16 protein-coding genes are annotated in these 21,285 nt (G+C 70.9%); 13 read left to right on the top strand and 3 right to left on the bottom strand.

Annotation, left to right across the window (positions count from 1 at the left end; genetic code table 11):
* Window positions 1–100 precede the first annotated feature (100 nt).
* From OHA61_RS10885 to gatB, 5 genes are all read left to right on the top strand, one after another.
* Complete coding sequence (locus tag OHA61_RS10885; RefSeq protein ID WP_324986924.1) at window positions 101–2,239, top strand: bifunctional diguanylate cyclase/phosphodiesterase; 2,139 nt, start codon at window positions 101–103, stop codon at window positions 2,237–2,239.
* A 130-nt stretch (window positions 2,240–2,369) separates the two neighbouring features.
* Window positions 2,370–2,666: an Asp-tRNA(Asn)/Glu-tRNA(Gln) amidotransferase subunit GatC gene (gene gatC / locus OHA61_RS10880; RefSeq protein WP_016642027.1), complete on the top strand. Its 297-nt coding sequence runs from the start codon at window positions 2,370–2,372 to the stop codon at window positions 2,664–2,666.
* Between the two features lie 5 nt (window positions 2,667–2,671).
* Window positions 2,672–4,177, top strand: a complete 1,506-nt coding sequence (gene gatA / locus OHA61_RS10875) for an Asp-tRNA(Asn)/Glu-tRNA(Gln) amidotransferase subunit GatA (protein WP_266488596.1) — start codon at window positions 2,672–2,674, stop codon at window positions 4,175–4,177.
* Window positions 4,174–4,416 carry a hypothetical protein gene (locus tag OHA61_RS10870; RefSeq protein ID WP_324986920.1) on the top strand — a complete coding sequence of 81 codons (243 nt, stop codon included), beginning with the start codon at window positions 4,174–4,176 and terminating at the stop codon, window positions 4,414–4,416. The genes gatA and OHA61_RS10870 overlap by 4 nt, the downstream gene beginning before the upstream one ends.
* Before the next feature lie 16 nt (window positions 4,417–4,432).
* On the top strand, window positions 4,433–5,941 hold the full coding sequence (gatB, locus tag OHA61_RS10865; protein ID WP_406302916.1) for an Asp-tRNA(Asn)/Glu-tRNA(Gln) amidotransferase subunit GatB: 1,509 nt from the start codon (window positions 4,433–4,435) through the stop codon (window positions 5,939–5,941).
* A gap of 159 nt (window positions 5,942–6,100) precedes the next feature.
* Here the strand turns inward: gatB and OHA61_RS10860 are convergent, their stop codons facing one another.
* Window positions 6,101–7,000, bottom strand: coding sequence for a hypothetical protein (locus OHA61_RS10860; protein ID WP_406302915.1), 900 nt, complete (start codon window positions 6,998–7,000; stop codon window positions 6,101–6,103).
* A gap of 259 nt (window positions 7,001–7,259) precedes the next feature.
* Here OHA61_RS10860 and OHA61_RS10855 point away from each other — a divergent pair, with 259 nt between their 5' ends.
* The 7 genes from OHA61_RS10855 to OHA61_RS10825 all read left to right on the top strand — a co-directional run bounded on the left by OHA61_RS10855 (window position 7,260) and on the right by OHA61_RS10825 (window position 17,298).
* The gene (locus OHA61_RS10855; RefSeq protein ID WP_406302914.1) at window positions 7,260–9,362 is read left to right on the top strand and encodes a phosphocholine-specific phospholipase C; all 2,103 of its coding nucleotides are present in this window, start codon (window positions 7,260–7,262) and stop codon (window positions 9,360–9,362) included.
* Between the two features lie 201 nt (window positions 9,363–9,563).
* Window positions 9,564–11,768, top strand: a complete 2,205-nt coding sequence (locus tag OHA61_RS10850) for an MMPL family transporter (RefSeq protein WP_406302913.1) — start codon at window positions 9,564–9,566, stop codon at window positions 11,766–11,768.
* Between the two features lie 25 nt (window positions 11,769–11,793).
* Window positions 11,794–12,369 (top strand): GNAT family N-acetyltransferase, encoded by a 576-nt coding sequence (locus OHA61_RS10845; protein ID WP_406302912.1) that lies wholly within the window; start codon window positions 11,794–11,796, stop codon window positions 12,367–12,369.
* A 67-nt stretch (window positions 12,370–12,436) separates the two neighbouring features.
* Window positions 12,437–13,006, top strand: a complete 570-nt coding sequence (locus tag OHA61_RS10840) for a hypothetical protein (protein WP_406302911.1) — start codon at window positions 12,437–12,439, stop codon at window positions 13,004–13,006.
* Between the two features lie 53 nt (window positions 13,007–13,059).
* Window positions 13,060–13,842 (top strand): GNAT family N-acetyltransferase, encoded by a 783-nt coding sequence (locus tag OHA61_RS10835; RefSeq protein ID WP_406302910.1) that lies wholly within the window; start codon window positions 13,060–13,062, stop codon window positions 13,840–13,842.
* Window positions 13,843–14,009: 167 nt separating this feature from the next.
* Window positions 14,010–14,183, top strand: coding sequence for a hypothetical protein (locus OHA61_RS10830; protein ID WP_406302909.1), 174 nt, complete (start codon window positions 14,010–14,012; stop codon window positions 14,181–14,183).
* Between the two features lie 19 nt (window positions 14,184–14,202).
* Window positions 14,203–17,298: an AAA family ATPase gene (locus tag OHA61_RS10825; RefSeq protein WP_406302908.1), complete on the top strand. Its 3,096-nt coding sequence runs from the start codon at window positions 14,203–14,205 to the stop codon at window positions 17,296–17,298.
* A 79-nt stretch (window positions 17,299–17,377) separates the two neighbouring features.
* Here OHA61_RS10825 and OHA61_RS10820 read toward each other — a convergent pair whose 3' ends face one another.
* Together OHA61_RS10820 and OHA61_RS10815 are read right to left on the bottom strand one after the other, a co-directional pair.
* Window positions 17,378–18,526 carry a PQQ-dependent sugar dehydrogenase gene (locus OHA61_RS10820; protein WP_406302907.1) on the bottom strand — a complete coding sequence of 383 codons (1,149 nt, stop codon included), beginning with the start codon at window positions 18,524–18,526 and terminating at the stop codon, window positions 17,378–17,380.
* A 210-nt stretch (window positions 18,527–18,736) separates the two neighbouring features.
* Window positions 18,737–19,735: an aldo/keto reductase gene (locus tag OHA61_RS10815; RefSeq protein ID WP_406302906.1), complete on the bottom strand. Its 999-nt coding sequence runs from the start codon at window positions 19,733–19,735 to the stop codon at window positions 18,737–18,739.
* A 304-nt stretch (window positions 19,736–20,039) separates the two neighbouring features.
* Between OHA61_RS10815 and OHA61_RS10810 the strand changes: the two genes are divergently transcribed.
* The gene (locus OHA61_RS10810) at window positions 20,040–20,990 is read left to right on the top strand and encodes a 2-hydroxyacid dehydrogenase (RefSeq protein WP_324988435.1); all 951 of its coding nucleotides are present in this window, start codon (window positions 20,040–20,042) and stop codon (window positions 20,988–20,990) included.
* The last annotated feature ends 295 nt before the right edge of the window (window positions 20,991–21,285 follow it).

The raw sequence follows: 21,285 nt of genomic DNA, 5'->3' as shown, positions 1-21,285 counted from the left end.
GCCTGTCGTGCACGGCTGCGTGGTGGGATTCCAGTCGTGGTGGCATGACAACGGGAGCCATCGCGAGGCATCGGCACCGCCGGCTGTGAGAGGGACGGGAATGAAACCGACCGAGAGCGCCGCCCCGGTCTCACGGCCGCGTGGATTCGCGGCCCTTGCGGGCATGACGCCGGGACTGCCTGTCGCCGTCGTCGTATGCGCCGCCGCACTGCTCGTTTTCGGAGTCTTCAGCACCGTGGGGGACGGGCGTGCGCTCTTCCCCGGTTCCACGGCGGGCTGGTCGCTCGCCGTCCTCTCCGGGATCATCGTCGGTCATCTTGTCGCGCTCGGCCGCGACCGCTGGTGGGGCGGCACCGGGTCCGGCGCCGCCCTCACCCTCGCCGTTCTGCTGCTGTTCGGCTGGGTGCCGGCCGGACTGGTCAGCCTCGCCGTCGTCGCCCTGGTCGGCGCCGCCCGCAGACACCGCTGGCGCCAGGGCGTGTTGCACGGCTCCGTGGACATCCTCGGGATCGGGGCTGCCGCTCTCGTCCTCGAGGTGTTCGGGGTGGAGCCGAGCGTCGAGGCGCCCTGGACGCCACTCGAATGGGGCATCGAGGCCGCCCCGGAAGTGATCCTCGCCGCCACTGCCTATCTCGTGGTCACCCGGCTGCTGTTGTGGTACGTCCTGGCCCCCCAGGGGGGCGGTCTGCCCACCGCAGCACGTACGGCCCTGCTCCGGCAGGGCCTTGTCGCGGTCGCCCTCCTCGGCATCGCTCCGCTGATCTGTGTCGTCGCCGTCGCCCTTCCACTGCTGCTGCCCCTGTTCGCCGTACCGCTGATCGCCCTCGACTCCACGCTGTGGATCGCCCGGGCCAGAGCGGAGGAGCAGTTGCGCGACCCCCTGACGGGCCTGCCGAACCGTCAGTGGCTCCTGGAGCGGACCTGGTCCGCCCTCGCGGACGCGGAGGGCAGCGGTGCCCGTTCGGCTCTCGTACTGATCGATCTCGACCGCTTTCGTTCCGTCAATGACACACTCGGCCATCTCGCGGGGGACCGGCTGCTGCTTCAAATAGCCGACCGGCTGAGGCTCGCCCTGCCCCGGGGCGCCGAGGCGGCGCGGCTCGGCGGCGACGAGTTCGCCGTACTGCTCCCGACCGCCGACTCCACCACCAGCGCCCAGCGCGTCGCCCGCCATCTCGTCGCCGAGCTGTCCTCACCGCTCGATCTCGACGGGCTCACCCTCGTCCTGGAGGCGAGCGCGGGCGTCGCCGTCTTCCCCGAGCACGCACTGGACGCGGAAGGACTGCTGCGGCGCGCGGACGTCGCGATGTACCAGGCGAAGCGGGACCGCACGGGCGTGGAGGTGTACGAGTCCAAGCGGGACAGCAACACCCCCGACCGGCTCGGCCTGCTGGGCGATCTGCGCCGGGCGCTGGACGCCGGTGACGTGGAGCTGCACTACCAGCCCAAGGTCCGCTTCGACGGCCATGTCGCCGGACTGGAGGCGCTGGTCCGCTGGGTCCACCCGGAGCGCGGCCGGGTCCCCCCGGACGAGTTCATCGCGATCGCCGAGTCCTCGGGCCTGATGCCGCATCTGACGGAGTACGTGCTGGACACGGCCCTCGGGCAGGTCGCCAAGTGGCGTGCCCAGGGGCTCGACGTGCCGGTGGCCGTGAATGTCTCGCCGCGCGACGTCCACACCCCCGGATTCGCCGGATCCGTCGCCGCCCGCCTCGCCCGCCACGGCGTCCCGGCCGGCTCCCTCCAGCTGGAGATCACGGAGCACGTCCTCCTGGAGGACCCCCAGCGCGCCGCGGACACGCTCGCCGGGCTCACCGACCACGGCGTGAAGATGTCCCTCGACGACTTCGGCACCGGCTACTCCTCCCTCGTGCATCTGCGCAAGCTCCCCGTGAGCGAGCTCAAGATCGACCGCTCCTTCGTGGCCCGGCTGGCCGTCGACAACGAGGACGCCGAGATCGTCCGCTGCACCGTCGACCTTGCCCACTCGCTGGGTCTGCTCGTCGTCGCCGAGGGCGTCGAGGACGACGAGACCTGGGAGCGGCTGCGTGATCTGGGCTGCGATGCCGTCCAGGGGTGGCTGGTCGCGGCCGCGATGCCGCCGCAGGAGACCACGGCATGGCTGCGGGCGCGCGGCGAGCGCGGCTGGCACCGGGCCGCGGAACTGCCCGCCGCGACAGAGGCGCCGCACCCTCCCGCGAGCCCGACCAGCGAGCCCTCCGGCCAGGTCGTTCCCTGATTCGGCGGGGTCCCCGGCGGCGCCGGAGCAAGGCCCGGGAGGTCCCCGCCGCACAACCGTTTCGTGGGGAGTGGCCCGTGCCCCATAGGATTGGGCTCAAAACCACACACTCACCCCTGAGGATCGCTGCATGCCTGGCATTACGCGCGAGGAGGTCGCCCACCTCGCCCGGCTGGCGCGTCTGGAGCTGAAGGACGAAGAGCTCGACCACTTCGCCGGACAGCTCGACGACATCATCGGCGCGGTCGCCCGCGTCTCCGAGGTCGCCGACCAAGACGTACCCCCGACCTCCCACCCGCTGCCGCTGACCAATGTCATGCGCGCGGACGAGGTTCGTCCGTCGCTCACCCCCGAGCAGGCGCTCTCCGGCGCCCCTGCCCAGGAGCAGCAGCGTTTCAAGGTGCCGCAGATCCTGGGGGAGGACTAATCACCATGACGGACACCAACGTCACCATCATCAGGCTCACCGCCGCAGAGATCGCCGCGAAGATCGCTTCCGGCGAGCTCACGGCCGTCGAGGTCACCGAGGCGCACCTGGCCAGGATCGAGGCCGTCGACGAGAAGGTGCACGCCTTCCTGCACGTCGACCGTGAAGGGGCGCTCGCGCAGGCCCGCGCCGTCGACGCCAAGCGCGAGGCGGGCGAGAAGCTCGGCCCGCTGGCCGGTGTGCCGCTCGCGCTGAAGGACATCTTCACCACCGAGGGCATCCCGACCACCGTCGGTTCCAAGATCCTCGAGGGCTGGATCCCGCCGTACGACGCGACGGTGACCAAGAAGCTCAAGGCGGCGGACGTCGTCATCCTCGGCAAGACCAACATGGACGAGTTCGCCATGGGGTCCTCCACCGAGAACAGCGCCTACGGCCCGACCGGCAATCCCTGGGACCTCACCCGTATCCCCGGCGGTTCCGGCGGAGGGTCGAGCGCGGCCCTCGCCTCGTACGAGGCACCGCTCGCCATCGGCACGGACACCGGCGGCTCCATCCGCCAGCCCGCCGCCGTCACCGGCACGGTCGGCGTCAAGCCCACCTACGGCGGCGTCTCCCGCTTCGGCATGGTCGCCTTCTCCTCCTCCCTCGACCAGGGCGGCCCCTGCGCCCGCACGGTCCTGGACGCGGCCCTGCTGCACGAGGTCATCGCCGGTCACGACCCGCTGGACTCGACGTCCATCGACGCCCCGGTCCCGCCGGTCGTCGAGGCCGCGAAGAACGGCTCGGTCGCGGGGATGCGTGTCGGCGTCGTCAAGCAGTTCCGCGGCGAGGGCTACCAGGCCGGTGTCGTCCAGCGCTTCGACGAGTCCGTGGAGCTGCTGCGCGGTCTCGGCGCGACGATCGTCGAGCTGGACTGCCCGTCCTTCGACCTCGGGCTCTCCGCGTACTACCTGATCGCGCCGTCCGAGTGCTCCTCCAACCTGGCCCGCTTCGACGCCATGCGCTACGGCCTGCGGGTCGGCGACGACGGCACGAAGTCCGCCGAGGAAGTCACCGCGCTCACCCGCGAGGCCGGCTTCGGCGACGAGGTCAAGCGCCGGATCATGCTCGGCACGTACGCGCTCAGCTCCGGCTACTACGACGCGTACTACGGCTCCGCGCAGAAGGTGCGCACGCTCATCACCCGGGACTTCGAGAAGGCCTTCGAGCAGGTCGACGTGATCGTCTCGCCGACCACGCCGACCACCGCCTTCCCGATCGGCGAGCGCGCCGACGACCCGATGGCGATGTATCTCGCGGACCTGTGCACCATCCCGACCAACCTGGCCGGCAATGCCGCGATGTCGCTGCCCTGCGGCCTCGCGCCGGAGGACGGACTGCCGGTCGGACTGCAGATCATCGCCCCCGCCATGAAGGACGACCGGCTGTACAAGGTCGGCGCGGCCGTCGAGGCGGCCTTCGTGGAAAAGTGGGGCCACCCGCTGCTCGAGGAGGCTCCGTCGCTGTGACCAAGGCACTGACCAAGGCAAAGGGCTTCAAGAAGTCCAAGACCGGGACGTATCTGTCGATCGGCACCACCGCCTTCGGCGCGATCAGCGTCGCCAAGCAGGCCAAGAAGGCCCGCAACGAGGGCGACATGCTCCGGCTGATCGACGCCGCCGTATCCGCTGCCGCCATCGTCACCGGCCTGGCCCTGCTCTACCGCGAGCTGAGGCGCCTGGGCGACGACGACGTCCTGCTGGGCTGAGAGGGAAAGTTTCACCGTGACCGTCACTGAACTGGTGTCGTACGAGGACGCCCTCGCTGCCTACGACCCCGTCATGGGCCTCGAGGTCCATGTCGAACTCGGCACCAAGACCAAGATGTTCTGCGGCTGCTCGACCGAGCTGGGCGCTGCGCCCAACTCGCAGACCTGCCCGACCTGTCTCGGCATGCCCGGCTCGCTCCCGGTCGTCAACGCGATCGGCGTCGAGTCGGCCGTCAAGATCGGCCTCGCGCTGAACTGCGAGATCGCCGAGTGGTGCCGCTTCGCCCGGAAGAACTACTTCTATCCGGACATGCCGAAGAACTTCCAGACCTCGCAGTACGACGAGCCGATCGCCTACAACGGCTATCTGGACGTCCAGCTGGAGGACGGCGAGGTCTTCCGCGTGCAGATCGAGCGCGCCCACATGGAGGAGGACACCGGCAAGTCGACGCACGTCGGCGGCGCCACCGGCCGTATCCACGGCGCGTCCCACTCCCTGCTGGACTACAACCGCGCCGGCATCCCGCTGATCGAGATCGTCACCAAGCCGATCGAGGGCGCGGGCGAGCGCGCCCCTGAGGTCGCCAAGGCGTACGTCGCCGAACTGCGCGAGCTCATCAAGGCGCTCGGTGTCTCCGAGGCCCGCATGGAGCAGGGCCAGATGCGCTGCGACGTGAACCTTTCGCTGCGCCCGCACGGCGTCGAGAAGTTCGGCACGCGCTCCGAGACGAAGAACGTCAACTCGCTGCGGTCGGTCGAGCGTGCGGCCCGCTTCGAGATCCAGCGCCATGCGGCGGTGCTCTCGTCCGGCGGCACGATCATCCAGGAGACCCGCCACTTCCACGAGGAGGACGGCTCCACGACGTCCGGCCGCGTGAAGGAGGAGGCGGAGGACTACCGGTACTTCCCGGAGCCCGACCTCGTCCCCGTCGCGCCTGCGCGCGAGTGGGTCGAGGAGCTTCGCGCCACCCTGCCCGAACTCCCGCGGGTGCGGCGGAACCGGCTGCGCGAGGAGTGGGGCGTCTCCGAGCACGACATGCAGTCGATCCTCAACGCGGGTGCGGTCGACCTGATCGTCGCCACCATTGACGCCGGTGCGGATGCCGCGTCCGCGCGCAAGTGGTGGATGGGCGAGCTGGCCCGCCGCTCCAACGAGGACGGCGTCGAGCTGTCCTCGCTGCCCATCACCCCGGCCCAGGTGGCCCGGGTGGCGGCGCTGGTCGCGTCCGGCGACCTCAACGACAAGCTGGCCCGCCAGGTCATCGAGGGCGTGCTCGCGGGCGAGGGCGGCCCGGACGACGTCGTCGAGAAGCGCGGCCTCAAGGTCGTCTCGGACGAGGGCGCGCTCGGCGCGGCGGTCGACGAGGCGATCGCGGGCAACGCGGCGATCGCCGACAAGATCCGCGGCGGCAAGGTCGCGGCGGTCGGTGCGCTGGTGGGCGCGGTCATGAAGACGACGCGCGGCCAGGCGGACGCGGCGCGGGTCAAGGAGCTGATCCTGCAGAAGCTCGGCGTCGAGGGCTGACGCTCGCACAACGAGAGGCGGTTCGCACCTGCGGGTGCGGGCCGCCTCCGGCGTTCCGAGGGCCGCCGCCCTACGCGCCGCCCTACGCGACGGATGCGGTGGCGCCGGGGCTCGGGCAACCCGGAGGCACCCGCGGCGGGCGCGGCGCTGCCCGGTGGATCAGTGGCGTATGCCCAGGCCCGGGAGCCACAGTTCGCCGCGGTCCTTGCAGCTGACGTCCCTCGCGCGCAGTTCCTCCGGCTCCTTCGTGCCACGCGCCCGCAGCTCCGTGACCGCCAGGCGCGCCACCGCCGCCACTTCCGGGCGCTCCGGCTCGGGGAAGTCCGTCTGCCACCAGCCCCGGTCGCGGGACTGCCAGCCGCGTGAGCGCATCAGGCCCGCCCGCTCCGGGCTGTCCTCGCCGTCGCGGTCGTCGACGGAGACATGCAGCCCGTCCTCCAGCGCGTACGAGATCTGAAGCTGACGGCCGCGGTCCGCCGCGCTGGTCACGCTGAAGCTCGCCCAGTCGCCGCCGACCTGCACCGAAAGCTGCTCCACCCAGGCCGTGAGCAGCAACTCCAGCGCGCTCTGGAAGTGTTCGAGGCTCGAGGCCATTCGACCGCCCGGCCGCTCGATGGGCCGAACCCCCGGCCCGCTGCGGTCCAACTGCCAGACGTACGGCAGGAAGGCGAAGTCGTGCTGCTCCTCCGCCGACCAGGCGCCGCCCCAGTCGAAGATGCGCCGTTCGTCGCTCTCCAAGGTGTCCGTGTCGTGGACCGACAGCTGCGCGCGGTGGAGATTGCCCGCGAGCAGCACTACCCTCCTGCTGTCCCGCCAGCGGATGTTGGGTCCTTCCGCCGAGCCGCCGTAGAGCGTCGGCTCGCCGATCCGGGCCACGATCGCGGCGTACACCTCCCGGAAGGCCTCGCGCCGGTCACGCAGCGAGGCCCCCGGGTCGTACGCCAGCACCGGAACCGGGGCCTGGTCGAAGTACGGATCGGGTGTGTCATGGAGCGTCAGGGCGAACTCCGCGGCGTCGCCGGGCCAAACGATCGGCTGGTTGGTCCCCGTGTTTTCCATGTCACCCATCGTGCCAGCCGCCACCGACAACGCCGGCCGTACGGATGGGGATTTACGGCCCCGGAACAGCACGGGTACGGCAGGAGGACAGTCTCGGGACGGCTGGGGGCGGGTAACGGCCGGTAACGCCCGGCGATCCCGGGCTTTGGACTCTTCGAACGGACTCTTGGACGTTCACCGCTGCGCCCTCCATGGGACTTCCTCAAGTCATTCGGCTTCATTACGTTCCGGGCGGTAACAGCGGAATCAGGAGGATCACTTGACCACGGACATGTCACGGCGGCGCCTGCTCGCACTCGGCACAGGCGCGCTCGGCGCCGCGGCGGCCGGGTCGCTGCTGCCCCCCTCGCTCCAGGCGGCGCTGGCCGCTGAGCCCGCGCCCGGCGGTCTGCACGCGGTCAAGCATGTGGTGATCCTCATGCAGGAGAACCGGTCCTTCGACCACTACTTCGGCACCCTGCGCGGCGTCCGCGGCTTCAGTGACCGCAATGCCGTCGAACTCCCCTCCGGCAAGCCCGTCTTCGAGCAGCCCGGCCCGCTCGGCAGCAGCGTCCTGCCCTTCCCCGTCCGGGGCGCCGCCGAGACGCAGAAGAAGGAGCTCCAGTACATCGGCGCCCTCGACCACTCCTGGAGCGGCGGCGCCAAGGCCTGGGCCGACGGCTGGATGAACAACTGGGTCTCCGCCAAGTCGGCCGCCACGATGGCCTATTACGACCGCCGGGACATCCCGCTGCACTACGAACTCGCGGACACCTTCACCATCTGCGACGCGTACCACTCCTCGATCCACACGTCGACGAGCCCGAACCGCAACCACCTGTGGAGCGGGAAGACCGGCTTCGAGGCCGACGGAAAGCGCGCCGTCGACAACGATGCCTACGACGAGGGCACGCATCCCGGCTACGACTGGTGCACCTACGCCGAGCGGCTGGAGAAGGCCGGGCGGAGCTGGAAGACGTACTCCGAGTGGGAGAACTTCACCGACAACCAGATCGAGTTCTTCACCACCTTCAAGGCGATCGCCCGCAAGGCGCTCGCCAGGACCGGCGGCCACACCTTCATGGAGTCGTTCTACGCGGCCGTCCGTGACACACAGGACGCCGCCGAGCGCGATCGGCTGCTGGGTCTGCTGGAGGAAGGGGTCGCGGGCCTCCCCCCGGCCGAGCGACGGCTCTTCGAGCGCGGGCTGCGCCGGGTGCCCACCGGCACGCTCGCCGAGGAGTTCGCCAAGGACGTCGCGGCGGGGACCCTGCCCGCCGTCTCCTATCTGGTGCCCTCCGCGGTCGACTCCGAGCACCCCAGCGTCTCCTCGCCCATCCACAGCGCCACGATTGTCTACAAGGTGCTCGACGCCCTCGGCTCGCACCCCGACGTCTGGCGGCACACCGTCGTCCTGATCAACTACGACGAGAACGACGGCTTCTTCGACCATGTCCCGCCGCCGGTCGCGCCGCCCGAGGTCACCAACGAGCAGTGGGACGGCAAGCCCACCGGGCTCGGCTTGCGGGTGCCCATGCTGGTCGTCTCGCCCTGGTCGGTCGGCGGCTATGTCTGCTCCGAGGTCTTCGACCACACCTCCGTGATCCGGCTGCTGGAGAAGTGGACCGGTATCGAGGAGCCCAACATCAGCCCCTGGCGGCGCGCCGTCACCGGCGATCTGACCTCCGCCTTCGACTTCCGGCGCGGCCGGCCGCAGCCCGATGTGGACCAGCCCGGCGCGATCCCGCCGTTCACCGGCCGCTGGCGGCCCCTGCCGCCGCTGGTGCAGCACATGCCCGTCCAGGAGGAGGGGACGCGGCCCGCGCGGCCGCTGCCGTACCAGCCCGACGCGTACGGCAGGATCACCGGGGGTGGCAGGACCTTCACGGTCTTCCTCGGCAACAGCGGCAGGGGGAGCGCGCACTTCACGCTCTATCCGTACGCCAGTGAGTTCCCCGTGCCGCAGCACAAGGACGTAAGGGGCAAGGCGCAGTGGTCGGTGCCCCTTACCAAGGACGCCTACCGCTTCACGATCACCGGGCCGAACGGCTTTCGCCGTGAGTTCGCGGGCAGCGTGGGCGGCGCGGCCGAGGTGTCCTCGTCCATCGACCACCACGACCGCGATCTCCACCTCACCCTGCGCAACGACGGCAGCAAGCCGGTCACCTTCACCATCCGGCCACTGGCCTACGTCGACGAGGCGGACCTCGAGGACTGGACCCGCACGGTCACGGTCAAGCCGGGGCGCAGCCGCAGCGTCGTCCACTCGGCGGCCGACGCGCACGGCTGGTACGACATCGAGGTGACCGCCGACCGCGAATCCGGCTTCCGTCGCCGTTTGATGGGTCACATAGAGAACGGGCGGGCGAGCGTCTCGGGCTGAACGCAAAGCTGGCGCAGCCGCAGGTGAACGGGGGTCCGGGAGCTGAATCCGGGCCCCCTGGCCTTGCTGTGAGGAAGCCCACGAAAGGGGCAAAGGATCAGGTTCTGCTGCAAGAGTGTCCCTTCGTAGGTTTCGTTGGTCATGCGTTCTTTGCGGGCTGTTCCCGATCAAAGATCCACGAACCACCCAGGGAGCAGTCCGTTGGCAGCAATCGCACGGTGGTGCATCACGCACCGACTCGTAGCCGTAGTGCTCTGGCTGCTGGCTTTCGTCGGCGTCTCAGTCGCCGCGGGCGTCGCGGGCACCGCTTACTCCAACGACTACGAAGTCCCGGGCACCGAGTCCGGCCGTGCCACCGCCCTCCTCCAGGAGGGTTTCCACGGCCAGGGCGGCGACAGCGACACCATCGTCTGGCACACGGACAGCGGCAGCGTCCGCGCCGCGAGCGTGCGACAGCCCGTCTCCCAGATGCTCGACAAGGTCGCGGGGCTCGACGGAGTCGCCTCCGTCACCAGCCCGTACGCCAACGAGGGCATCGGCCAGACCAGCGCGGACGGGCACACCGCCTTCGCCACCGTCACCTTCGACCAGCAGGCCGACGCCATCCCCGAGGCGCAGGCCGAGGCGGTCGTCGCCACCGCGAAGGCGGCCGAGACCGGCGGGCTCCAGGTCGAGCTCGGCGGCAGCGCCATCGCGCTCACCGAAGCGTCCACGGCCCATGTGGCCGAGATCGTCGGCGTGGTCGTCGCCGCCGTCGTCCTCTTCCTCGCCTTCGGCTCGCTCGCAGCCAGCCTGCTCCCCATAGCCACCGCGCTCGTCTCGGTCGGCACCGCCTATGCGGGCACCGTGCTGCTCGGGCATGTGATGAGCGTCGCCGACTTCGCCCCGATGCTCGGCATGCTGATCGGGCTCGGCGTCGGCATCGACTACGCGCTGTTCATCGTGACCAGACACCGCAAGGGACTGCGGCGCGGACTGCCGGTGGCCGAAGCGGCCCGGGAGGCGGTTCGCACCACCGGCCGGGCGGTCGTCTTCGCGGGCGCCACCGTCTGTATCGCCCTGCTGGGCATGCTCATCCTGCAGCTCAGCTTCCTCAACGGGGTCGCGATCGCCGCCTGTCTGACCGTCGTCCTCACCGTGGCGGCCTCGGTGACGCTGCTGCCCGCACTGCTGTCGTTCATCGGCATGCGGGCCCTCAGCAGGCGGGAACGGCGCAGGCTCGCCGAACACGGCCCGCAGCCCGAGCTGCCGACCGGCTTCGCCGCCCGCTGGTCCGCCTTCGTCGAACGCCATCCGAAACTGCTCGGAGCCGTCGCCGCGGTGGTCATGCTGGTGCTGGCCCTGCCGACGTTCTCGCTCCACCTCGGCACCTCCGACCAGGGCAACGGCGCCGCCACATCCACCACCCGCCAGGCCTACGACCAGCTCGCCGAAGGCTTCGGCCCCGGCGTCAACGGCCCCCTCACCCTGGTCGCGCATCTCGACGGCGCCGACGACCGGCTGGCGATGGACAAGCTGCCCGACGCCATGCGCGGCGCCACGGGCATCGAGTCCGTCGGCCCGGTGACGTACAACGGCAGCGGCGACACGGCCGTGCTCACCGTCGTACCGGACTCGGCGCCCCAGTCGAAGGCGACCAGCGAGCTCGTCGACCGGCTGCGCGACGACGTCCTGCCCACCGGGGCGGACGGCACATCGCTGCAGGTCCACGTCGGCGGGGTGACGGCGAGCTACGACGACTTCGCCGAGATCATCATCGGCAAGCTCCCCCTCTTCGTCGGTGTCGTCATCGCCCTCGGCTGTCTGCTCCTGCTGCTGGCCTTCCGCTCGATCGGGATCCCGCTCAAGGCCGCCCTGATGAATGTGGCCGCCGTCGCCTCCTCCTTCGGCATCGTCGTCGCGATCTTCCAGTGGGGCTGGGGCAGCGAGCTGCTCGGGCTCGGACGGGCGGGGCCGATCGAGCCCTTCCTGCCGGTGATCATGGTCTCGGTGCTCTTCGGGCTCTCGATGGACTACCAGGTCTTCCTGGTGAGCCGGATGTACGAGGAATGGCTGGAGAACGGCGACAACCGCCGGGCGGTGCGGGTCGGCCTCGCCGAGACCAGCCGGGTGATCAACTCCGCGGCCGTGATCATGATTTCGGTCTTCCTCGCCTTCGTGCTCAGCGGCGAGCGGGTCATAGCGATGTTCGGCATAGCGCTCGCGGCGGCGGTCGCGCTGGACGCGTCCGTGCTGCGTACGCTCCTGGTGCCCGCCCTGATGCACATGCTGGGCGGCGCGAACTGGTGGCTGCCACGCTGGCTCGACCGCAGGCTGCCCCGCATCAGCATCGAACCGCCCGAGTGCCGTGTCCATGCGAAGATCCCTGGGCAGCGCGCGAGCGAGGACTCACAGCTCGTGCCATAGGGCATCAACGGGCCGGAGGAAGACGATGTTCGCGATACCCCTGGGCGACGACGGAGCGGAACTGCGCCCCCTGGAGCCGTGGCGGGCCGAGGAGTTCCTGGCTCACATCGACCGCGGACGGGAATTCATCGGCCGGTACATCGGGCTCGCGGCCGCTGCGACCGACATCGAGTCGGCGCGCGGCTTCCTCCAGTCGTACGCCGAGAAGCAGGCCGCCGACGGCGGACGGATCTACGGGATCTGGCTGGACGGGACCCTCGTCGGCGGGGTCCTCTTCCGCGTCTTCGACACCGCCCAGGAGTCCTGCGAGGTCGGCTGCTGGCTGGAGCCCTCAGGCGCGGGCCGCGGACTGGTCACCCGTGCCATACGGGTGCTGATCGACTGGGCGGTCCTCGAGCGGGGGATGCACCGCGTCGAGTGGATGGCCGCGGCCGGGAACACGGCGAGCCTCAAGGTGGCGCAGCGGCTGGGGATGACGCGCGACGGAGTGCTCCGGGAGGCCTATCCCTACCGGGGTGTACGGCACGACATGGAGGTCTGGTCGGTGCTGGCGCCCCAGTGGCGGGAGCTGCGGGCGGCCGAGGCGGCCTCCGCCCGATAGTGAGCGTCTTCCTCGCTGACGGGACTCGTTAAGGGGACTCTCAGACAGGCCGCCTAGCGTGCGGCGCATGAACCCCACCGAGACCAAAGAGACCACCGAGCCGACCGAGGCGACCACCTCGACCGTGGTGAAGGACGAGGGCGACGGCGCGGCCGCCGAGCAGGTCGGGACCGACGCCGACGCCACGTCCGAAGCCCAGGCGCTCGACGCCGAGACCGAAGACGCCCTGACCGAGGACGCCGACGAGACTCCGCGCGCTTCGTCCGGCATCGCAGCCGCCGCCGCGGCCGTCGTGGCAGCCGGTCTCGGCGTCGTCGCGCTCAGCGGCACCTGGGTCGGGAAGGTCGCCTCCGAGCGCCAGACCCTGATCGGCCAGATCAAGACCTCGCAGGGCGGCACCCCCGCCCAGCAGATCGCGGCGGTCTACGGCGACGCCTGGCACACCACCGCCCTGGTCAACGGCGTCTTCGCGCTGCTCGCCCTGATCGTCGGCGTGGCCGTGCTCGCCGTGCCGCAGAAGGCCGGCTGGGTACGTGCGTTCGCCGTGGCCGGAGTCGCGCTCGGCGTTCTGGGGATGATCGTCTCTGCCGGGATGTACTTCGACCTCCTCCTGTCCCTGCCCACCACCGGCTCCTAGGCAGCCCCGGAAACTCGTTGGTGCCTCCCTCCGCGCGGTGCTGCAATGAGCGGATGGATCACGACGACGTGCTCACCCTGTTCGACCGCCGGATGCGACAGCACGCAGAGGGGGGCGAACGGATCGGCGACGTGGTCCGGCATGCCGGCGCCGAGGGCGACTGGAACGGCATCGTCTGGTCCGCCCTGGACCGGGCCACGGCCGACGCCGCGATCGCCCGGCAGGTGCGGTACTTCACCGCCCTGGGGCGTGACTTCGAGTGGAAGCTGTACGGGTACGACCAGCCGGACGACCTGGGCACCCGGCTGCGGGCCGCGGGCTTCACGCCCGAGCCCGAGGAGACCGTGATGGTCGCCGAGATCGACGGTCTGCCCACCGGCGTCCAACTCCCGGACGGTATCCGGCTGGAGACGGTCACCGACGCGGCGGGCGTGGAACTGCTCGTGGACGTGCATGAGCAGGCCTTCGGCACCAGTGGAGCCCGGCTGCGTGAGCAGCTCATCGCCCAGCTTGCGCAGACCCCGGCCACCGTCCTCATGACCGTCGCGATGGCCGGTGACCGTCCGGTCTGCGGTGCCCGCATGGAGCTCCACCCGGGAACCGGCTTCGCCAGTCTGTGGGGTGGCGGCACCGTGGCCGCCTGGCGTGGGCGCGGCATCTACCGGGCACTGATCGCCCACCGGGCCCGTATCGCCGCCGCGAACGGCTACCGCTTCCTCCAGGTCGACGCCTCCGACCAGAGCCGTCCCATCCTGCACAGGCTCGGCTTCGCCGCGCTGAGCACCACCACTCCGTACGTCTACGAGACATCGGCGCGCAGTGGCCCGAAGTCCTGAGGCCCCCGCCGACAGGGGCCTTAGGCCGCGGGCTTGCCTGAGTGGGTGCGTCTAAGGGCCCCGCCGCCGCCGAGATGCGGAATCTTCCCGATGTGGCGGACCCCCCTGGGAGACGAAAGTTGAGGCATCGCAAGACGCCGAGACAACTCGCAACCAGGGAGTACGACATGTTCGAGTACGAGATGCAGGAGCTCCGGCTGGCCGATCTGCTGCGTGAGGCCGAGACCGCGCGCCTCATCCGGCAGGTCCGCAAGGCCCGCCGCGCCGCCAGACGCTCCGCCAAGGACACAGGGGAGGGCCGGGTGAGTCACGACAGCACCCGCTACGAGCGCGCCGCGTGAAGAGGCGGGGCCGCGCGCGATGACGGTCGTCCCGATCCACGGCGCCGCGTTGTCAGAGGGCTGTGCGATGCTCGGCAGCGTGGAGACCAGGTCCGTCAGCCCCGTGTTCGTCGGCCGCGCCGGTGAATTGACCGTGCTCGGCGACGCGCTCACTCGCGCCGCCACCGGTTCCGCGGGCGAGCCGCAGGCGCTGCTCATCGGCGGTGAGGCCGGGGTCGGCAAGACCCGGCTCGTCGAGGAGCTGCTCACCGAGGCGTGCAGCCGCCAAGTCGTCGTCGCGGTCGGGGGATGTGTCGAGATCGGCGCGGACGGGCTTCCGTTCGCGCCGTTCTCGACCGCCCTGCGCGCGCTCCACCGCCAGCTGCCCAAGGAGCTGGCGGCGGCCGCGGCCGGGCAGGAGGACGAGCTGGCGCGGCTGCTGCCCGAGCTGGGGGAGGCACCAGCGGCCCACATCCGGCACGACGAGGAGAGCACGGCCCGCCTCTTCGAGCTCACCGCGCGTCTCCTCGAGCGCGTCGCCGCCGACCGCACGGTCGTACTGGTCCTGGAGGACATGCACTGGGCCGACGCCTCCACCCGCCATCTGCTCGCGTATCTCTTCCGTACGCTGCGCCGCGGCAGGCTCGTCGTGATCGCGACCTATCGCTCCGACGACGTCCACCGGCGCCATCCGCTGCGGCCCTTCCTCGCCGAGCTCGACCGGATGCGCACCGTGCAGCGCGTCGAGCTGACCCGCTTCAACCGCGGCGAGGTGCACCGCCAGATGGCCGGAATCCTCGCCACCGAGCCCGAACCGGCTCTGGTGGACCGGGTCTTCGAGCGCTCCGACGGCAATGCCTTCTTCGTCGAGGAGCTCGCCTGCAGCATCGTCGAGGACTGCCTCACGGGCTTGTCGGACTCCCTGCGTGACATCCTCCTCGTACGCATCGAGGCACTTCCCGAGGATGCCCAGCGGATCGCACGGATCGTCGCCGAGGGCGGCTCGACCGTTGAGTACGGTCTGCTGCTCGCCGTGGCCCGCATGGGCGAGGACGACCTCATCGAGGCGCTGCGGGCCGCGGTGGGCGCGAACATCCTGCAGGCCACGCCCGACGGGGACGGCTACCGCTTCCGGCACTCCCTCGCGCGTGAGGCCGTCAGCGACGACCTGCTGCCCGGCGAGCGCTCCCGGCTCAACCTGCGGTACGCGCAGGCGCTGGAGGCCAATCCCTCCCTCGTACGGGACGAGGAGCGGGCCACGCGGCTCGCCAGCTACTGGTACCAGGCACACGACCCCGCCAAGGCCCTTCCGGCCGTGCTCAGCGCCTCGGTCGAGGCCAGGCGGCGGCATGCCTACGCTGAGCAACTCAGCCTGCTGGACCGGGCGATGGAACTGTGGGACAGCGCTCCGGACGAGGTGCGGGCGGCGCTGCGGCCCGTGGACCACGCCGAGGCGTACCCTCCCTGCGGCTGCGACCCCGCCACCACACCGCTGCGCTTCCTCGATCTGATGGCCGAGGCGTCCGTCGCGGGCCGGCTGAGCGGTGAACGCGAACGCGCGCTGAAAATCGCCAAGCGGGGCCAGCGGCTGGCGGCGGCGGAGGACGATCCCCTGCGCACTGCCTGGTTCACCCTGCAGCGCTCCCTGCTGGCCTCCGCACTCGGCCGCGGCGACGGCTGGGCGGAGCTCGCCGAAGCGCAGGAACTGGTGCGCGGACTGCCGCCGTCGGCCGTCCACGCGGAGGTGCTCGCGGAGGCGGCGGGCTGGGGCATGGTGCACGATCCCGGGCCGGGGAGCCTGGCGACGGCCGAGCGCGCCGTGCAGTACGCGCGCATGGTCGGCGAGGAGGACAACGAACTGCGCGCCCGGCTCATCCTCGGCAGCCTCATGGTCGACGCGGGCCAGGTCGAGGCCGGGCTCGCGGAGATGTACGCGGTCAAGGAGCGGGTCGTCGCCCTCGGCACGCCCTCACTGGTGGGGCGCACCCATGTGAATCTGCCGTCCGTGCTGGAGGGAATCGGCCGCTCGCGGGAGTCCGTGGAAGTCCTCAGCGAAGGGGTCGAACTCTCCCGTAAGTACGGCCTGTTGGACACCGAGGCCTGGGTCCTGGACAACCTGGCCGAGTCGTATTTCTCGCTGGGGCGCTGGAGTGATACGGCCGAGGTGGCCGGCCGGGCGGCGCGGATCGCGCTGAGCCCCAAGCCGCGGGGATTCGCCGCGTTCAAGGGTGCCGCTCTGGCCCTGGAGCGGGGCGATGCGGCGAAGGCGGCCGAGCATCTTCAGGCGGCGCGCGAGCACTTCGGGCCGCACGACCCGATGCCGCAGAGCTCCATACCGATGCACACGCTGGCACTGAGCATTGCCGCCGCGCAGGGGCGTGTGCTGGACGCCCGGGCGGAGTTCGAGCAGGCCGCGGCGGCGGGCTTCCCGCCGGGCACCCAGCGGTACGGTTGGCCGCTGCTGCGAGCCGCGGCCGCGCTGGAGGCGGACACACGTGGGCTGCCCGCGGCGGAGCCCGGCCGCGCCGAGGCGCTGGACCGGATCCGCAAGGTGGCCAGGTCCCTGGCCACCGCGGTGCCCGTATGGATGGCTCACGAGCGCTGGACCCGTGCCGAACTGCTGCGCGCCGGCGGCGAGGACACGGCCCTCGACTGGGCCGAGGCGGCGACGGCCTTCGAGGGGCTGGAGCGGCCGTACGACCTGGCGAGGGTCCGCCACCGCTGGGCGGAAGCCCTGCTCCAGTCCCACCGGGCACAGGCCACGGATCTGCTCCGGCAGGCCGCGGCGACGGCCCGCGAGCTGGGGGCGCGGCCCCTGTCCGAGGACATCGCGCTGCTCGCGCAACGGGCCCGCGTCTCCCTGACGGACGAGCCGTCCCCGCCGGCTCCGACCGCGCTGCCCCCAGGGTCGGCGCTGGGGCTGACCCGCCGCGAGGAGGACGTTCTGCGGCTGGTCGCGGCGGGCCGCAGCAACCGTCAGATCGCCGAGGAGCTGTTCATCTCGCCGAAGACGGCGAGTGTCCATGTCTCCAACATCCTGGCCAAGCTGGGCGTCTCGGGCCGCGGCGAGGCGGCGGCGCTGGCGCACCGGCTGCGGCTGTTCCCGCCGCCGGATGCGGAGGGCGTGGCGGTGTAACCGGGGGCGAGCCCCCCCAGATCTCCGTGTGCCACCGTCGGCCGCATGTCCTCAAACGCCGGACGGGCCCGAAAATCCCCTACTTCACCTGCAGCTGGAGGATCTTGTCGTCGCCCGGCTCGGGTGTGCCCCGGTTGTCCGTCTCGCTCGTCACGAGCCAGAGCTTCGCGCCACCCACCGGGACGACCGTGCGCAGTCGGCCGTACTTCCCCTGCAGGAACGACTGGGGTTGCGCCAAAGGTTTCGCGCCCGCCAGCGGGATGCGCCAGAGCCGCTCGCCCCTCAGTGAGGCCATCCAGATCGAGCCCTCGGCGTACGCGATGCCGCTCGGCGACGCGTCCGCCGTCCGCCACTGGGCCACCGGGTCCACGAAGCCGGGCTTGCCGCCCTTGCCCTCCACCTCCGGCCAGCCGTAGTTCTTTCCCGGCTCGATCAGATTGAGCTCGTCCCAGGTGTTCTGGCCGAACTCCGCCGCCCACAGCCGCTTGTCGGAGTCCCAGGCGAGTCCCTGCACATTGCGGTGACCCCAGGAGTAGACGACGGAGTCGGCCTCGGGATTGCCGTGCACCGGCCGGCCGTCCGGCGTCATCCGCAGGATCTTGCCGCCCAGTGACTTCTTGTCCTGGGCGAGCGACATGTCACCCGTCTCGCCCGTGCCCGCGTAGAGCATCTTGTCCGGGCCGAACGCGATGCGCCCGCCGTTGTGGATGCTGCCCTTGGGGATGCCCCTCAAGATCGTGTCCGGCGCGCCCAGTTGCTGACCGGCCGGTTTCTGTTCGTCGTACAGCATGCGCGCGATGCGGTTGTCCGACTCGGTGGTGAAGTACGCGTACACCTGGTGGTCCGAGGCGAACGACGGGGAGACGGCCAGGCCCAGCAGCCCGCCCTCTCCGCCCGGCGAGACGCCCGGCACAGAGCCGATCTGGGTCTGCTTGCCGCTCTCCGCGTCGACCCGGGTGATCGTCCCCTCGTCGCGAGAGGCGACCAGCAGATCGCCGTCGGCCAGCGGGGCAACCCCCCACGGAGACTTCAGGCCCTGTGTCAGTGTGGAATCCACCTTCACCGAGCCCTTCGCGGGTGGGCCCGTGGGACTCGGGGAGCCGCCCGCGCCGGACGAGGAGGCGGCCGGTGGCGACGTCGCCCCCGTCCGGCCCGCCGGTGCCTTGTCGTCACCGGACGAGCACCCGGCCGCGAGCAGAAGCACGGCAGCGGCCAACACGGCCGTCACAGCAGGACGTTGCACAGGTCTGATCCCTTCGACGGCTGTCGACTGCCTGACTACCGTTCTTACACCGCCAGCGCACTTTCGGGTTCCCGATCTGTCCGTTCGGCCCGGGCGGACCGGCACTTCTGCTGGGGGTCCGGGGGTTACCCCCCGGGAATTGCAGTCACCGCAGCCGCCTTATAGGTTCCCGATCACCGGAACATTGCGTTGCACTCAGTCCCAGGATCCCCTCGCCCGCGGCAGTCCCGCCATCTCAGCCACATCCCGCCCGGTGAGCTCCAGCCCCGCCGCCCCCGCGTTCTCCACGGCCCACTCCTCCCGTTTCGCCCCCGGCACCGCGACCACATGCCGTCCCTGAGCCAACACCCACGCCAGCGCCACCCGCGCCGGTGTCGTGCCCCCGCCGTGCCGCTCCGCGATCCGCCGCAGCCCCGCCACGACCGGCTGGTTCGCCGCCATCATCTCGGCCGTGAACCGCGGGTGCCGCGCCCGCACGTCGTCCGGCTCGAAGCCCTGGCCGGGAGTGAGTGTCCCGGTCAGGAAGCCGTTGCCCAGCGGCATCGCCGCCAGAAAGCCGACCCCCCGCGCCTCGCACCACGGCAGCAGCCGCTCCAGCGCCTCGGGCGACCACACCGAGAGCTCCGCCTGCACAGCGCTCACCGGGAACACCTGTTGCACCCGCTCCAGCTGCCGGATCGTTCCGTCGTACAGGTCCGCCCGGCCGCGGCGCGCGGCGCGCGCCCCCACCGCGGACAGCCCCAGCGCCCGTACCTTCCCCGCGCTCACCAGCTCCGACATCGCGCCCCAGGTCTCCTCGACCGGAATCTCCGGATCCGCCCGGTGGAGCTGATAGAGGTCGATCACATCCGTCCGGAGCCGCCGCAGCGAGGCGTCACAGGCTCGCCTCACATACCCCGGCCGTCCGTCGGCGACCACATGCTGATCGCCGACGAGCAGCCCGACCTTCGTCGACACGAACGCGTCCCGGCGCCGCTCCTTGAGCACGCGGCCGATCAGCAGTTCATTGGTGAAAGGCCCGTACATGTCGGCCGTGTCCAGCAGGCTGGAGCCGGCGTCGAGCGCGGCGTGCACCGTACGCAGCGAGCGGTCCCCGCGCTGTTGTGAGCCGGTGTACGCCCAGCTCATCGGCATGCAGCCGAGCCCGATCGCGCCCACTTCGAGCGCCGCCGCACCGATTGTCCTGCGCTCCACCTGCCCGTACCCCTCCTCAGGCCCGTCCGGCCGCCGACCAAACTAGGCCCTGTCCGGCCGATCTTGCCGGGCTCGCGTGCCCTGGCACGGCACCTCTCCCCCGTAGCCCTTCGGGCACGGGAGGTACCCCCACCGTTGTCGTAGTCGCCTACGCTCCGCGTGGGCTCGCCCCCTGCCTTCGGCGGGGGGACCCCCATCCTCCGGCCTGCGATGCACCACGCCAGGCCCCGCTCACTGATCCGGCCTGATCGACCGGACAGGACCAACCAATGCGGACCGATGCCCTTCGCATAGCCTCCTGACCATGACTTCAGACGTGTGGCTCCCGATTCCGGCCGACGAGATCGAGGGACTTCCCGACCCCTCGGACTCGGGCCTCAGCTACCGGTTCTGGGACGGCGGCCCGGACTTTCCCGCCGACCCCGCCGACTGTGCCTTCTACGCCGTCCCGTACATGAAGGGCATGGAGATCGCGGTCCGTCCGCTGGCCGCGATGACGTCCGTACGCGTCGTCCAGACCCTCTCCGCCGGGATAGACCATGTGGAGCCGGGACTGGGCTCGCTTCCCTCCGGCGTACGCCTGTGCAATGCCAAGGGCGTCCATGAAGCCTCCACGGCCGAGCTCACTCTCGCCCTGATCCTTGCCTCCCTGCGCGGCCTCCCCGGTTTCGTGCGCGGCCAGGACAAGGAGGAATGGCGCGCGGGCTTCTATCCGGCGCTCGCCGACAAGTCGGTGCTCATCGTGGGCTACGGGTCGATCGGTGCCGCGATCGAGGACCGGCTCGCGCCGTTCGAATGCGCGCGGGTGGCGCGCGTCGCGCGCTCTGCCCGCACTACGGAGCGCGGCGAAGTGCGCGCACTCGCCGATCTGCCCGCTTTGCTGCCCGAAGCAGACATTGTGATCCTTTCCACCCCGCTCACGGAGCAGACGAAGGGCCTGGCGAACGCCGGTTTCCTGGCCCGGATGAAGGACGGTGCGCTGCTGGTCAACGTCGCGCGCGGCCCGGTTGTCGACACCAAGGCGCTGCTCGCCGAGGTGGAGCGCGGACGCATCACCGCCGCGCTGGATGTCACCGACCCGGAGCCGCTGCCCGCAGGACACCCCCTGTGGCACGCCCCTGGTGTCCTCATCAGCCCGCATGTGGGCGGCTCCACCTCGGCGTTCATGCCGCGCGCCAAGCGTCTGCTCGCCGGACAACTCACGCGATTCGCCGCGGGCGAGCCGGTTCGCAACGTGGTGTTCACGACCGAATAGCTGCCCCGGCCGTCTGCTTCGGGCACTCTGTGAAGTCACTCGAATGCGCCGCGTGCCCTTCACCAGGTTGATCGTCACGGAGAGTAGAGGACCTATGTCCCTGAGTGACCATTCTGGTGTATCGTCCCGACTTGGGGGCTGCACCAGGCAAGGGGCGGTGCTGCAACGCGACCTGAGTGCCGATCAGACTTCGAGGGGGGCGACGGGTGATGCACGGCCAGTGGAGAGACGATCCGACGCGGCAGGATTGCCGACGGCGACCCCCGCACGCTCCTGAGTGCAGATCCGGTACGGC

Origin of the sequence: Streptomyces sp. NBC_00885 (genome assembly GCF_045207475.1) — a bacterium.
Classification (GTDB): domain Bacteria; phylum Actinomycetota; class Actinomycetes; order Streptomycetales; family Streptomycetaceae; genus Streptomyces.
The sequence above is the reverse complement of the archived record's forward strand: the minus strand, read 5'-3'. Positions and strand labels throughout refer to the sequence as shown.